Raw genomic sequence first — 12,788 nt, forward strand, 5'->3', positions numbered from 1 at the left:
AGGAAGCGCACGTTCCGACCGTTTACAGAATGAGCAAATCGAAAAGTGCAACGCTTCAGGCGCTGATGATAATACTGGCGGTAATCTATTTCGTCCCATTCTACTGGATGATCCTTAAGTCATTCCGATCCAGCATATTTGCGGGATTCCCGGTGGATCTGAATCCTGTTTCCAGGACAAGCATTGCAAATTTCGTGTCGAATTTCAACTACGTCTGGAGTTTCGGAAGTTTTCCCATGTGGTATTTCAATAGCATTTTTGTTGCCGTCGTTGTTGTTGCTTCAAGTGTCTTCATCGGATCGCTTGCCGGCTACGCGTTCGCACGTCTTGATTTTCCCGGAAGAAATTTGTTATTTTACGCTGTTCTGGCGACACTGATGATTCCTTTCCCTGTGATCACCATATCCGAATATGTTTTCATGGTGAATCTCGGCTGGATAAATTCGTATCAGGGACTGATACTGCCGCAGATTGCTTCGGCGGTAAACGTATATCTGATGCGGCAGTATTTCCTGACAATACCGGGCGAAATAGAGGATGCCGCAAAAATTGACGGCTTGCGTCCTGCCCAGATATTCTTCAGGATATCCGCGCCTCTTGCCAAGCCCGCCTTTGCGGCCAGCGCAATCTTTACATTCATAGGATCATGGAATAATTTTATCTGGCCACTATTTGAAATACAGTCGACAGGCATGTATACGCTGCCTCTGGCACTCAATTTTTTCAAGGGAGCCAATGGAACACAGATTTACTGGAATCAGATGATGCTTGCGACCACCATTACACTCATTCCAACATTCATCATATACGTCATTTTCGAGAGATTCTTCATTCAGGGCATTTCACTCACCGGTACGAAGGGATGAACAGATGTCGATAGAAGTAAGAGACCTTGTGGTCGAATTCAAGGGCGTCAGGGCACTCGATGGCCTGAATTTCGAAGCCGACGACGGTGAATTCCTGGTGATACTCGGTCCGTCGGGATGCGGTAAGACGACTGCACTGAAGTGCATTGCGGGCCTGCTTGAACCAACTTCAGGGGAGATATACATTGACGGAAAGATAGTTAATGGCGTCTATCCTTCGGAGAGAAACATTGCGATGGTCTTCCAGAACTATGCGCTATATCCGCACATGACGGTATACGACAACATAGCACTGAACATGAGGATGAAGAGGCTGCCAAAGGATGTAATCGATGCAAAAGTCAGGAACGTGGCGTCAAAACTGCAGATTGACCAGATGCTGAAGAAGAGACCGAAGGAGCTGTCAGGAGGGCAGGCCCAGAGAGTTGGTCTCGCGAGGGCAATGGTCAGAGAGCCCACAGCATACCTGATGGATGAACCGCTTTCCAACCTTGATGCGAAGCTCAGAAACGAGATGCGAGATGAAATGAAACGCTTCCAGAATATCACCGGCAAGTCCATTATTTACGTGACGCATGACCAGGTTGAGGCAATGACGCTGGGTGACAGAATTGTCGTCATGAATAAGGGCAGAATAGTACAGGAAGATGCCCCGAAAAAGCTTTTCGACGATCCTGATCATGTTTTTGTCGCGAATTTTCTCGGCAATCCGCCGATGAATATGATCAATGTGGACTTATTGCCCAGCGGCACATCAGAATACAGGTTAAAGATTGACGATGCCCTGAACGGGAACGCACGCATTGCGACGGACGGATCGGTACGCCTTCCGCAGTCAGCCGTGATCGGCATCAGGCCTACAGACCTGAGGTATTCGGAAAAAGGCAACGTGTCGGCTGTTTTTGACTATGCGGAGCTGCTGGGAGCCGACGTGAACGTGCATTTCCACCTTGGCCCTGACAGATGCATTGCAAGAATAGAGCGGAGAGACGAAAATGAGAAACTTCTTGAAATCAGCAAGGGAAGTCATTTTTCTCTCGATGTCTCGCCTGACAGACTTTTTATTTTTGATGCGCAGACGCAGCGCAGGATAAGAACAGCAGTAAAAGAGTTTTCAATATGAGTCACCTTGTCGGATTCAAGGCGCGGGAAACAGCGGCAGAGAACGCCATGCACCGGACACGACAGTTCCCGCAATAGAGCTGAAATATCTGGAAAATGCTGAAGGCTCCCATGGGTGACGGTATGCCTGACGGATCTGACGGCGCTGTGAATATCCATGTGCTTAGCAGACCCGGGCATCTTCCCTTCACCGTTTCGGGTATGCGTTCCTATTTCATCGGATTTACCGATTTGATGCCCGACAGCATAGGGTCCCACATCCCGGACGAGATGAACGGCCTCTGGATTCCGCCACTTCGTCTCTTCAAGAATATCACGGTCAGCAGGAATTCCGAACCGCTCAAAGTCGAGTCATTCTCAATTTTGCCCTGGAAACGAATTTTCGATCTCGGAAATGCGAAGATCGAATTGATGATGACAGACAACCCCGGCATGCTCATCAAGATGCAAGGCACCGTCCGAATGACTGTTGACATGGAGTTTAAACCGATTCCTGTTTGGCTCGACAGCAGGAGTCCTGAGTACAGGATTGCCAGCAGAAGCAATGATCGAAAGGCAACCTTGCATTTCCCGAATTTCGACAAGAGTTTTGGAATAACCTTCGGAAGGGGAAAGTACCGCATAACGGAAGAAAAAATATCTCTTGAATCTATCGGAGAGTCGTTCATCCTGATAGAGAGCCGCCGAAGAACGTCACGCAGTGGACGCGTATCCAACCTAGGCCGGCTGGAGCAGGACAACATCTCCTTTTACTCCAGCATCCAGTCCAGATCCGAACTGATAACAGAGAGCACATCAGTGGACAATGCATATTACTGGTCCAAGATGGTCCTTGCCTGGCTATCGCATGCCCAGGACGGCATAGGCACAGGCATAACCGCGGGCCATCCCGAATTTCCATGGTACTTCGGATTCGATACCTTCCTGACATTCGACGCCTTGCTTGAATGCGGAATGTTCGATATCGCAGCGGGATCCCTTGAGATACTTTCAGCAAGAGCGAGATGCAACAATGGAAGGATACCACACGAAATAATAACCAGCGGACATGTTTACAATGAAGGGGATCTGGAAGAAAGCGCCATGTTCGCCACCGCATTGCTCAAATATTACGACTGGACGCTTGACATGGAGTTTCTTGCCGGGCATGCACATGATGCATACAGGGCACTCTGCTTTGTGCTTGACAGAGACATGCTCGGACCCGGCGCGATGGAGGATCCGGAGCGCGGAGAGGGAAAGGACATCGATACAATGTGCTTCTTCACTGAAAGCGTTGAATCACTTGAGCGCATATGTTCCATTCTCGGCGAAGATGCTGACTATCCCCGTTTCGACAGAATGGATGAACTTGCTGAGGCAGCGGCGGAGACGCGCATGACGATCGAAGATGAAATGTGGATACCGGAACAGAATATTTATGCTAACAGGATTGTGGACGGCTCCCCCCTCTTCAGGGGACACTGGACATCGATAATGCCCTTCTACTGCCATATTGCGGCCAGAGACAGGTTTGCAAGATTCGCAAGCGCGCGTGAGGGAGGGCTCTCCCTGATAAGCGGGCGGTACGGAATAACGGCGGACAGGAGAGGTGCGGCAATGCCCGTCCAGAACGGAATGATGTGCCTGGCGTCGCTGTTTTACGGTGACGCCAACAACGCACTAAAATTTTTCAGACACAATATCTCTGCGTTTGGAAAATATTCCCCGTGCTGCATTCCGGAGATAACAAACAGGAAGAACGGATGCTATATGCAGGCGTGGTCTTCGGCCATGCTCATTCATCCCCTCATCAGTGGCTTCATAGGCCTCGGCGTGAAGGGGGGTGTACCCTCCCTGAAACCTGATTTCGCCGGCAGAATCTCGGAAAAGGTGAAGTTAAAGAACGTATCCGTAGGACGCAGGCGTTATGACTGCACCATACTCGCCAAACGTGCCGGTCCTGTTGAATTCGACATTTCCCCCGGCAACTGAGGATGCCACTATGCACCTGATGCCCTCAGTAATTCAATAGTTTCTGCCTCGATATCTTCCGCGATCGAATCATATCCGCCGACTGTAAAATCACGGGTTCCGCTTCTGATCCTGAAATCCACTATATCATGGTCCATATCTATATCAGTCACCCTGCCCTCTACTGTGATATCCTCTCCCGTCTTCCTTTCCTTGCCGGTCACCCTGACATAAAGGTTTTTCAGGCCCTCTTTCATAAGTCTCAGCATATCACTGACAGCGATACGCTGTATAGTGTAAACTGCCGGCAATTCTATCGGCCTGGAAAACACCGTTTCGGCGGTGAACCATTCCTGAAAGAAATTATGAAGCAGGAACCATGACATGTTTCCGTCCCTCAGAATGTAGCCGTACCTTTCGTCCTCGCCAGAAAGTGCCACCCTCCGTGGCATAAATGAAGAACTGTTCATGTCACTTATTGCCGAAAAAAATTGTCCGATGCCCGCGATCCTGATTTCCGAGAAAAGCCGTGAATCCCTCTTCAGAAATTTACTCCTGTAATCCTGCATGCCTGTACCGAAAATGAGGAGGCCGGATCTTATACCCTCATCCATTTTGGATTCAAGCGCTTTGGAAAAATTGTCTGTGATATCTACTGGTGTTTCGAGGAACAATGTCTGTCTTGCGCTTCTGATTATTTCGGATGTGTTGCTTACGAAGCTGTTCCAGTTTCTGCTCAGCCACATTGCGGGCAGACTGGTCATCGAGCGTGATGAATTGGATACCCAGCTCATCAGCTCCTTTTTTATTTTCTCGGTGTCTCTTGTTCTGTTCTCCAGTATAACCTCGGTATTGACAGGTAGATAGACTTTGGGCCTGCTGTTCTGTACATTTATGAACTGCTTTCTCTCGAGTGAAGCCATTATATCATACAGCTGCGGCTGTCTGAGATTGAGCTGTGTAAGCAGATCCCTGGAAACAGCACTTCCGTTTTCAACAAGGTATTTGTAAACCTTCGATTCATTCTCTGACAGGCCAATGCTTTCCAAAAGGCGAAGCACGTAATTGCCGCCGTCCTCCTCCTTCCTCAACTCTGCCACTCCTGCGTTCGATTTAAAATCTGACTTGAAATTACTAATGCTCATTAGTAAACTTTCAACAACTGGAATTCGCTAAGCAATACATATAGGTTTTAGTCATACCGTTGTTTTCGCACATCCCATTCCGAATACATCAGAAGCATTGACTTCAGAGGAAACCGTTTGCAGGAAGGAACGATTGAGTATTTCGTTCTGACGGATTAAAGAGAGAAACGGCGTGAAAACGACAGTACCTGGCACTGCGGAATTCCGAATTAAGCGGCACGACATTATATTCGAAATTTATGTCAGAATGTATCCGGAGAAAATCGGACTTGAGCGAAGGAAAGCTGTGTATCCCTCCCAATACTGTGCCAGTTGGCTGCCCGCTCGAGTTTACGCCCCGGTGCCCGGTTTATCTTGAACTAACCGTCTGATCAGGATGACATATCTGTTAGCTGTGCGGTAACAAGGGCTACCATGTCTGAGGATGAAATTGCGCCAGCACCGATTACCCCGTCGACGAGAAGGGACTTTCCATCAAGACTGAATATTAATGAAATTTTTGCTGCTGAGTTTGCCGACAGATTGCCGGAGATGTAGAAATACTGATTTCCCGCAATCGTGCCGCTATTGTGTGTGTAGTTGGCATTTGATCCGAGGTCCAGGTAAAGCGCCTGGTAAATGAATGCAGGGTATGAACTTGCGTTGAAGGTAATGAAAGAGGAGAAGGCAATCTCCTTCGACACCTGGTTCCCAAAGAGCGCAATACTGGCCGAAGTTATATTCTCAAGGTACTGTGTTTCCGCGCTGCTGACGGATGACGAATTAACAGAAGTTGTGATGTTGCTCTCCAGGCTGCCAATCAGGGATCTGAGACCCGTTATGTTTGCAACGGCATAAATTTCCGAGTTGAATCCGACCCCAACTGTGCTGTTCAGTTGAGCGGTGGTGACCAGCCGGGACGGATATGTGACCACCAGGCCATTGCCCAGTATCGCCATTTCGTCCTTCACCAGTGTGACAAAGCTGCCGGTGCTTACGCCTGTCTTGCCGCTGTAAACGAACAGTATGACGTATCTCGCATAATTTGCAACGATGAGCTGCGTTTCATTTCCATTGTGCGTGACATTTGCGACAACATAAGGCCAGCCGTTGATTTTACCTGTCGAAAATACAACCGATGAATTGCTTTCCAGTTTGGCTGTAAAGTTGATGTAAATCTGAAAGGCAGCGGTGGCATTGGGCAGGAAAGCGATTGCCGAAAACAGGTGCGCATCCGACTTATTCTGCGAGTAGCCGGCGATCGACATTTCGGAGCTGCCGGAGAGGAAACAGGCATAGTTGGGCGCAATCGTCGCGTTGGCAGTGTAATTGAACAGCTCTGCATAGCTGCCCACGAGTCCTGCAGGATTCGTTGAGCCTCCGGAAAGGTAGAAATTCTCGCTCCATGATCCTCCCAGCGTGTTCGCGATCACCTTTGGAGCGACAAGGTATGTTCCCGGAATAGTTGCTGGAACAGTCTTTCTGTTATGACCCTGAAATGCATAAACCGCAACGGCAGCAATGATGACTATTGCGACAATTGCAACCGCGAGTAAACCCTTCCTGATTGCCATAGACATCAATGCAGGGCATTTGCTATTTAACGTTTCCGCGACTTTTTCTCTTTTTGTGCATCCGGAGTGGTAACTGCGATTCCTTTCATGATAAAAAAACACAGGATTATTTCGCAGTTCAGAAGTGATCCGGTTTCTCTGTTTATGAGTTAAACCGAGGAAAGGAATCGCAGCGGTGATGTCGACGCATGGGTTGAATTGCAGAGCAGTGAGAAAGTCCACGATTATATACAGAAAACCATGTGTCCAGCGATGTTAAGCTTTTAAAAAACCGTTCCGTCGATTTGATATGGCATGACGGACTGGCGGCATGCGATGGAGAGTGTCAGCAATGATCATCCCGGTTGAAGAAACACGGCAGCACGCATTGAACAGATACCTGTGGCAGCATCGCAGATATATGCAGGCCGCGGGTATCATTTCGGCCGGATTGCTGATATCTGGATACCTGATGAGGTGGCGCATCATTACATCTGAATTTTCATCTGTTTTCCTCATTCTCATACTGCTGTCAATCTACGTCGATTACATTTCACGCGCGATGGAAAAGAGGGACTGACGGCGTGAATGATGCAATACCGGCATCCGCATCAGCGATGCATGCTTGCAAAACAGAAACTTCTCGATGCGTGCAACTGCGGCCGCAGCAGGATAATTGAGTTGCAGAGGGAGAATGAACTCTTCAGGTCATATTCAAGTCATTTTCGGATCCGACGAATTCCTATGAATTCATTACAACTAGTATTTCACCGGTTACCTGGTCGAATTTCCTCTTTGCATCAATCTTGGCCAGAAGATTTTTCTCAAAATAGAACTGCACCAGAGGTGCAGTTTTTTCCCAGAATGTTCTTATTCGTGCCTCTGCAACCTCCCTGTTGTCATCACTCCTCTGGATCAGAGGGGTCCGGTCCCTGTCGCAGAGATTGTCCACCTTTGGCGGATATTCTGTGGTGTTATAGACTGAATTGCAGACTGGGCATATCCTTCTGTTAATGATCCTGTCCACGAGTATTCCCTCAGGTGCATCAAAATAAAGCACAAGATCGAGGACAGTAACACCATCCAGGAATTTTGCCTGTTCAATAGTCCTTGGATAACCATCAATAATGAAGCCCGATTTGAGCTCAGCAAGTCTGTTCCGAAGAATTTCATTCACCACCTCATCAGGAACGAGTTTGCCGTCATCCACGTAACGCCTTGCATTGAGTCCGAGTTCAGATCCTGTTGCAATTTCATCCCTCAGAAGGTCCCCGGTCGCTATCCTGGGAATGGAAAACCTTCTCGATATTATCAGTGCCTGAGTGCCCTTCCCCGCGCCCGGCGGACCGAGAAAAACAAGGCGGTTTTTCATCACTGCTAAAATTACAAGCTGTTTAAATAATTTGTCCGACGCAGCATGGGTGCTCAAACAAAGCCGACATGCATGAACGTCAGGAAGACGATGATACCGAGCGGCACCAACACGCCGGCGGCATAATTCACAGTGTTCCATCTGAGGACTTTGTAGCCGTCCAGGGGCGGGACGGGTATCATATTGAAGAGTCCGAGCCAGGCGTCAAGGAATGATATATAAGCGAGCGTTTCGAACGCAACCAGGTTGAACGAGAACACGAAGGCGAGCAGCAGGAACAGGATTGAAAAGGCGCTGTTGGTAAGCGGGCCCGCAATGCTGACAATCCCGTTTTCCTTACTGTCGAGGTTGCCGGAGATGTAGACTGCCCCCGGCGCTGCGAGTAGAAATCCGAAAAGGGAGGTAATGAATGCCATTAGTAGGCCGAATTTCGATGATCTGAACTCCGCCCATGCACCGAACTTCTGTGCATAATATTTGTGCATCAGCTCATGGAAAAGAAAACCGGTCAGTGCTGCGACTACGGCAACACCGAAGTCAAGGAAAAGGAGTGGACTGAACCAGTCATGTAATATGATCGTAAATGCAACTGTAAGAACGGCCATGGCGAGCAGTATATTCTTGATCTCCTCGCTGCTGAACCTCATTCCTCTGGGAACATAATTATACGGATATGTCGAGGGTGAGTATCCGTAATCGTAGCTGTAGGTGCCGCTGTATGTGTCCTGCCTATCCATTTGATCTGTCTCCTGAGCCACCTTTCCTGTAGAGCAGCATTAAAGCACCGTCAGTACTGGAGTAACGCGCTGTATTTTACCGTCGCAGTTGTTGATGCCGTATTGAAATCGAGTGTAACCTTTGAAGGGAGTACTGCCAGATGCTCAATGCCCGACGAGCCCACATACGTGAAGGTATAATTGTGCGCCCCGAACTCATACATGATTCTCAGAAGCACCGGCGCGGTCGAGCTGAAGCTTATCGAAAGGTATCCTGCATAATCCACTGTGAGCGTTCTCGATGCCGGCTTGAGGAATGTGACGTTTACTTTCTCGTTCGACGCGAGCACATCGAATTGATTCATATCCACGATTGAAACGAGATAAACAACAACTATAAGGAGTATAACAATCAGGACGGAAAGGAATACCGTGACACCAATAAAACCCTTCTGCGACATGCGATCCGGGCATAAACACTGACCATATTTAAACAGTCATATGCTGCAACAGCGGGCCACGGGCCCGTACGGCTGCGGATAATGTAAACAGTATTTATGTGGTAAGCTATGGCTGTAATGTGCCGCAGAGAATCATAATGCACATTGATCTGGACTATTTTTACGCGCAGTGCGAAGAGGTGCGCAGACCCGATATCAGGGGGAAGCCGGTTGTTGTGTGCATTTATTCGGGAAGAAGCGAGGACAGCGGAGCGGTCTCCACATCAAATTATGCCGCAAGAAAACTCGGAATCAGATCCGGCATACCGATAATACAGGCGAAGAGGATAGCACAGCAGGGTGCGATGTTTCTGAGCGCGGATCTGGATTATTACGATACCGTGTCTGAACGTATCATGGGATTTCTGAGGTCTTTTTCGCCTGCAATGGAGCAGGCAAGTGTTGATGAGGCATATCTCGATTTCACTGGCATTGTATCAGGGAATGGCGAGGCGGAAGAGAAGGCAAGGGAAATCAAAAAAGGAATACTGTCCTCAGAAGGACTCACCTGCTCTGTCGGCATCGGTCCGAACAAACTCCTGTCGAAGATTGCAGCTGGGGTGAATAAACCCGACGGGCTGACATCAATCAGCGCGGACGCCGCAATGGATTTTCTCGGAAACATGGAGGTGGGAAAGCTCTTCGGCGTAGGCAGGGTTACCGGTGCCAAGCTCAATGAAATGGGAATCAGGACGGTGGCGGAACTGAGGGAAGCGGACATCGGTGAGCTGAAGAAGGAGTTCGGGACAAGCATGGGCAGCTACCTGTTCAACGCGTCAAGGGGCATCGACGATGAGCCTGTAAAGGAGCGCAAGAGGGAACAATACGGGAGAATAATTACTTTAAAAGAGGATACAAGGGACAGAAATGTGATTGCCGATAATGCAATGAAGTTAATGGAAAACGTTGTTCAGTCCGCGAGAGCAGACAAAGTGAAATTCAAAACCGTGTCGTTCATTGGAATAATGGAGGATCTCTCTACAAGGACAAAGAACAGGAGCCTCCCGGACTTCGTAGACGATTTCAACCTCTGTGCAAGACTGCTTCCGGAACTAGTAGATGATTTCCTCTCCGAGCATGATGGAAAGCTGCGCAGGCTCGGCGTGAAAATTTCCAACCTTTCCGAAGGAAGAGGCCAGAAATCTCTTTCCGATTTTGCATGAGCAGGAATGGGCTGGCACATGATTCAATTTCTGTTTCCAACGGTTGCCGTTCTTGCCTTTGCACCTGCGCTCCTTCTTCTCTACTATTCGCTTTCCGGATACACCTGGCCGAAATCACAGACAGTCTATTTCGACGACAGGTGGATATTCGGTTTTGTGGCCGTAGGGATCATAGTCGGAGCTGGTATCTTCTTTGTGGAACTAATTTTCTCGAGCCTGGGTTTTATTTACGCAATACTCTTCACCGTTGTCGAGGAACTGATTGTCGTAACCATACTGAATTTTCCGAGAATGAGAAGGAAGGGATCGGGCCGGTTCTATGGTTTCGCCCTGGGCACTGCCATCGCTGCCGGGCTTGCCATGGGAGAGTACGCAGAACTCTTCACGCACAGCGGATATGATCTTCCAGGCATGGCAGTGCTCGCTGTCTACAGCATCGGCCTGGAACTGATGGGAGGCTCGACGGGCTGCGTAATCGGCAGGGCAGTGGAACAGGAGAAGCTTCCCTACGGCATACTGATTGCAGTTGCCTTCCAGTCGCTGTTCGTGTTCATTAACATACCTGTTCTGAGCTTCTCTCCTTCGCTCCTGACCGTCATGTTCGCGACGGCAGGGATAGCCATATCCGTGCTATTCTATTTCCATGTGGTTCGCAGAGTCCTTCCGCAGCCGTCTGTCGCTGCGCCGGGTAAAAGAAAGAGGTACATATGATCGTGTTTCTGCTGGCACAATGCGCTCCGGGCGTCAGTAGACGCATTCATAGGCGCCCTTCCCCTTGCGTAGTATCCTTCCAGATCGTTCCAGTTTCTCAACGAATATTTCGCCCTCCTCCTCATCCATTCCCAGAAACTGGACCAGTTGCGCGAACGTGAATGTTTTGTGCCCGGAAAGAAAATTCTCAACCTTCAGCCCGCGGTTCTTGGAACCTGCAGGAATTTTTTCTTCAAGCTTCGCTCTTTCCTTTCCCTCCTTCCCCGATGCGGACCTGCGGGACGCTGCGGAATTTATCGAAAACACAGTTTCGGAAGCCTTTTTCCTGTCCTGCCCCTGGTAGTGCTTCAACGCCCTGCGGACATCTATTCTCCTGCCGCAGTGGGAACATGTTGTGGATGAAGCGCGTGCGTCGCATATTCTGGCGAAGTGGCAGGCATTGCAGCTTACAACTGTCAGCACTTTAACAACACTCAGTCGTCGTGCGTGAAAACAACTGCCGCAAGACACGCACCATAGTGATCCAGAGGTATGTCAAGTTCCTCCGTGACGTATGTTATTTTCTTGAACTTGATCCTCCTCAGCTTAGCCATTTCATCCATTTTCCACTGAAGTATCTGGGTGAGATTTTTCTTTGTTCCATGCATGTGTCCTTCGGCAACGTACCCTCCCTGGTCATCGGCGCGGAATCCATACGCCACACCTGCTGAAATCGTCTCCCCCTCCCCTCCTCTCATCTGCGCGAGTACGCAGTGCGTGACCATTCCGCGCGGCAGGTCTTTTTTGGGTATCTTCCTGATGCCTACCGGCAGGACCGACGAAACAGAAACAAGATTCTGTTCCCCGATTCCAGCCAGTATCAGTGCCTGATCGAATGCGTTGAGATCCGAAACCTTGCTGATGGCCTTTCCAGAAGTCACGAAAAATTTCGATGGGACCGGAAACATAATCTCCGTTGAACTGTTTCTCATTCTTAACACTTTTTATAATTTACAGCTTCTCACCCATTGCATCCAGCAGCTCCGCATCCGCTGTCCGTTCCACAAAATTGAACTCCTTCAGGAAACCATGTATAAACGCTTCACGAACAAGACCGAAATCGGCCTCGTGGCCCAGCAGCCTGGCTGCCGATGTCATGACGGACGAGTCAAGGCCGCAGGGCCTTATGAGATCGAAACCGCTAAGCGGGTTGTTTATATTTATTGCGATGCCGTGGAAGCTAACCCACCGCTTGACGGCTATGCCAATGGAGGCTATCTTCCTGTCCCCCACCCACACGCCGACAGGATCCAGCCGCCCCTCGGCTCTTATGCCTGCGGCTTCGAGCGCCAAAACTGCTGCCTGCTGAATCCTCTTAACGAGCGTTCTCGCACCTACCATGTTTTCGTTCAGGTTGATGATAGGATAAGCGACAAGCTGCCCAGGCGCATGGTAGGTTCCTTCCCCTCCCCTTTCTATGGAGAAGACGGGAACGGGCAGAGAAGGCAGCGGGCCGCTGAAATTTCTGCCGAAGGTAATCACCGGATTGTGCTCAGTGACTATCAGCGTGTCGCAAATCAGCGACTGCTGTCTCCTCGAAAGGAGCAGCCGCTGGAAATCAAGGCATCTGCCGTAATCGGTCAGGCCCAGCCTCAGAACGTTGCAGCTCTGCAGCGGCCGTTCGCAGGATGCCTCCGCATCTTCAGTGCCGGACTGCGCCGTCTCCATA

General features: G+C 49.5%; 14 protein-coding genes. 6 read left to right on the forward strand and 8 right to left on the reverse strand.

Features of this window, described 5'->3' with window-relative positions:
- Nucleotides 1–29 precede the first annotated feature (29 nt).
- The 3 genes from KIS29_02300 (at nt 30) to KIS29_02310 (ending at nt 3,962) form a co-directional block, all read left to right on the forward strand.
- A complete protein-coding gene (locus KIS29_02300; GenBank protein ID MBX8639155.1) occupies nt 30–866 on the forward strand; it encodes a carbohydrate ABC transporter permease in 837 nt (278 codons plus the stop codon).
- Nucleotides 867–870: 4 nt separating this feature from the next.
- Nucleotides 871–1,989 (forward strand): ABC transporter ATP-binding protein, encoded by a 1,119-nt coding sequence (locus KIS29_02305; protein ID MBX8639156.1) that lies wholly within the window; start codon nt 871–873, stop codon nt 1,987–1,989.
- A 110-nt stretch (nt 1,990–2,099) separates the two neighbouring features.
- Nucleotides 2,100–3,962, forward strand: a complete 1,863-nt coding sequence (locus tag KIS29_02310) for a hypothetical protein (protein MBX8639157.1) — start codon at nt 2,100–2,102, stop codon at nt 3,960–3,962.
- An 8-nt stretch (nt 3,963–3,970) separates the two neighbouring features.
- On the opposite strand, the gene KIS29_02315 is transcribed toward KIS29_02310, so the two are convergent.
- On the reverse strand, nt 3,971–5,032 hold the full coding sequence (locus KIS29_02315; GenBank protein MBX8639158.1) for a hypothetical protein: 1,062 nt from the start codon (nt 5,030–5,032) through the stop codon (nt 3,971–3,973).
- Between the two features lie 425 nt (nt 5,033–5,457).
- Nucleotides 5,458–6,639: a hypothetical protein gene (locus tag KIS29_02320; GenBank protein ID MBX8639159.1), complete on the reverse strand. Its 1,182-nt coding sequence runs from the start codon at nt 6,637–6,639 to the stop codon at nt 5,458–5,460.
- 331 nt (nt 6,640–6,970) lie between these two features.
- On the opposite strand from KIS29_02320, the gene KIS29_02325 reads away from it, so the two are divergent.
- Nucleotides 6,971–7,198 carry a hypothetical protein gene (locus tag KIS29_02325; protein ID MBX8639160.1) on the forward strand — a complete coding sequence of 76 codons (228 nt, stop codon included), beginning with the start codon at nt 6,971–6,973 and terminating at the stop codon, nt 7,196–7,198.
- Nucleotides 7,199–7,360: 162 nt separating this feature from the next.
- On the opposite strand, the gene KIS29_02330 is transcribed toward KIS29_02325, so the two are convergent.
- From KIS29_02330 to KIS29_02340, 3 genes are read right to left on the reverse strand one after another with little or no spacing between them, the layout of a single operon-like run.
- Nucleotides 7,361–7,990: a nucleoside monophosphate kinase gene (locus KIS29_02330; protein MBX8639161.1), complete on the reverse strand. Its 630-nt coding sequence runs from the start codon at nt 7,988–7,990 to the stop codon at nt 7,361–7,363.
- A gap of 53 nt (nt 7,991–8,043) precedes the next feature.
- Nucleotides 8,044–8,727 carry a site-2 protease family protein gene (locus KIS29_02335; GenBank protein ID MBX8639162.1) on the reverse strand — a complete coding sequence of 228 codons (684 nt, stop codon included), beginning with the start codon at nt 8,725–8,727 and terminating at the stop codon, nt 8,044–8,046.
- 50 nt (nt 8,728–8,777) lie between these two features.
- Nucleotides 8,778–9,167, reverse strand: a complete 390-nt coding sequence (locus KIS29_02340; GenBank protein ID MBX8639163.1) for a hypothetical protein — start codon at nt 9,165–9,167, stop codon at nt 8,778–8,780.
- 119 nt (nt 9,168–9,286) lie between these two features.
- Here KIS29_02340 and dinB point away from each other — a divergent pair, with 119 nt between their 5' ends.
- Nucleotides 9,287–10,369, forward strand: coding sequence for a DNA polymerase IV (dinB, locus tag KIS29_02345; protein ID MBX8639164.1), 1,083 nt, complete (start codon nt 9,287–9,289; stop codon nt 10,367–10,369).
- Between the two features lie 6 nt (nt 10,370–10,375).
- Nucleotides 10,376–11,080 (forward strand): hypothetical protein, encoded by a 705-nt coding sequence (locus tag KIS29_02350; GenBank protein ID MBX8639165.1) that lies wholly within the window; start codon nt 10,376–10,378, stop codon nt 11,078–11,080.
- Between the two features lie 33 nt (nt 11,081–11,113).
- Here KIS29_02350 and KIS29_02355 read toward each other — a convergent pair whose 3' ends face one another.
- Genes KIS29_02355 through lipB form a run of 3 tightly spaced genes read right to left on the reverse strand, consistent with a single transcriptional unit; the run spans nt 11,114 to nt 12,787 of the window.
- Nucleotides 11,114–11,542, reverse strand: coding sequence for a hypothetical protein (locus KIS29_02355; GenBank protein ID MBX8639166.1), 429 nt, complete (start codon nt 11,540–11,542; stop codon nt 11,114–11,116).
- An 11-nt stretch (nt 11,543–11,553) separates the two neighbouring features.
- Nucleotides 11,554–12,027, reverse strand: a complete 474-nt coding sequence (locus KIS29_02360; GenBank protein MBX8639167.1) for a pyruvoyl-dependent arginine decarboxylase — start codon at nt 12,025–12,027, stop codon at nt 11,554–11,556.
- Between the two features lie 43 nt (nt 12,028–12,070).
- A complete protein-coding gene (lipB, locus tag KIS29_02365; GenBank protein MBX8639168.1) occupies nt 12,071–12,787 on the reverse strand; it encodes a lipoyl(octanoyl) transferase LipB in 717 nt (238 codons plus the stop codon).
- Nucleotide 12,788: the final 1 nt, after the last annotated feature.

The sequence above is a fragment of the Candidatus Sysuiplasma jiujiangense genome (assembly GCA_019721075.1).
In the GTDB taxonomy this organism is placed as follows: domain Archaea; phylum Thermoplasmatota; class Thermoplasmata; order Sysuiplasmatales; family Sysuiplasmataceae; genus Sysuiplasma; species Sysuiplasma jiujiangense.